Here is a 1,724-nt window from a genome sequence, read left to right as displayed (position 1 = left end):
GGTGGCCGGCGGTGGCGGTGTAGCTCAGCGTCTGGCCGTTGGCCGTGAGCGTCTGGGTGCTGACGGCGGCGGCCTCGACGGCGCCCGACAGCGAAGCATCGGCCGCCGAGGAATAGACCGTCGTGTCGGTCAGCCCCGGCTGGTTGTCGACCGGCGGCGTCGGCGTGGGGGCCGAGCCCCCTCCTCCGCCCCCGCAGGCCGCGAGCAGGACCAGGAGCAGCAGGGGCAGTGAAGTCGCGCGCATGACGGCGAGTCTAGACACGCCGGACTAGGATGCGCAAAGACATTGCAGGGAGTGCGCCGTGGCCCAGATCCTCTACCTGACCCGCATCGAACTCGAGTTCGGCGCCAGCCGCCTGCTGCCGGCCGAGTGCGAGCGCATCGGCATCCGCCGCCCGCTCGTCGTCACCGACGCTGGCGTGCGCGCAGCCGGCGTGCTGGACGAGGCGCTGGCAGCCTTCGACGTCAAGCCCCCCGTGTTCGACCGCACTCCCGCCAACCCGACCGAGGCCGCCGTGCGGCTGGCGGCGCAGATGGCCCGGGAGTTCGACTGCGACGGCCTCATCGCCATCGGCGGCGGCTCCAGCATGGACCTGGCCAAGGGCGTGGCCATCGCCGCCACGCACGAGGGCCCGCTGACGCACTACGCGACCATCGAAGGCGGCGCCGGGCGCATCAGCCCCAAGGTGCTGCCGCTGATCGCCGTGCCGACGACGGCGGGCACTGGCAGCGAGGTGGCCCGCGGCGCCATCATCATCGTCGACGACGGCCGCAAGCTGGGCTTCCACAACTGGGAGCTGCTGCCCAAGGCGGCCATCTGCGACCCGGCGCTGACTCTGAAACTGCCGCCGGGCCTGACGGCCGCCACCGGCATGGACGCCATCGCCCACTGCATCGAGACCTTCCTCGCGCCGGCCTTCAACCCGCCGGCCGATGGCATCGCGCTGGAAGGCCTGCGCCGGGGCTGGCAATCCATTGAACAGGCCACGCGCGACGGCCAGGACCGGGATGCGCGCATGGACATGATGTGCGCCAGCGTGCATGGCGCGATGGCTTTCCAGAAGGGCCTGGGCGCCGTGCACTCGCTGAGCCATGCGCTCGGTGGCCTGAACCCGCGCCTGCACCACGGCACGCTGAACGCGGTCTTCCTGCCAGCCGTGATCCGCTTCAATGCCGAGGCCGACAGCGTGCGGCGCGAGCGGCGCATCGAACGGCTGGCGCAGGCCATGGGGCTGGCCGGCAGCGACGCCGATGCGGTGGCCGGCGCGATCAGCGCATTGAATGCCCGCCTGGGCTTGCCCAGCGGGCTGGCGGCCATGGAGGTCGGCCCCGAGCTGGACGACCGCATCATCGAACGCGCCCTGGTCGATCACTGCCACAAGACCAACCCGCGCATTGCGAGCGCCGAGGAATACCGGGCGCTGCTGGCAGCATCGCGTTGATCATCGTTTTCATCGCGACAGCGTGACCGAAGTCCCAGTTTGCGGTCGACACGGCTTGTAACGCCGCACTAGCATGCTTCGTTGCCCGCGCGCAGGCGCGGCGTCGAGACGAAAAGACAGGAGACATCATGAACAAGCTATCCATCGGCAAGCGCCTGGCCGCCGGCTTCGCCCTGGTGCTGGCATTGGCCGCCTGCGTGATTGCGCTGGCGTCCTGGCGGCTGGCCTCGACGGCCGCGGCGACGCGTCAGATGATGGACGAGCCGCTGACCAAGGAGAGGC

At 70.6% G+C, this 1,724-nt stretch carries 1 protein-coding gene and 1 pseudogene; one reads left to right on the top strand and one right to left on the bottom strand.

Features of this window, described 5'->3' with window-relative positions:
• Nucleotides 1–262: pseudogene (locus tag AC1DU6_RS30065) on the bottom strand (peptidase S10); the annotation flags it as partial.
• Nucleotides 263–302: 40 nt separating this feature from the next.
• Between AC1DU6_RS30065 and AC1DU6_RS30060 the strand changes: the two are divergent.
• Nucleotides 303–1,442 carry an iron-containing alcohol dehydrogenase gene (locus tag AC1DU6_RS30060; RefSeq protein WP_477861697.1) on the top strand — a complete coding sequence of 380 codons (1,140 nt, stop codon included), beginning with the start codon at nucleotides 303–305 and terminating at the stop codon, nucleotides 1,440–1,442.
• The last annotated feature ends 282 nt before the right edge of the window (nucleotides 1,443–1,724 follow it).

This window comes from Roseateles sp. P5_B10 (assembly GCF_056400485.1).
The sequence above is the reverse complement of the archived record's forward strand: the minus strand, read 5'-3'. Positions and strand labels throughout refer to the sequence as shown.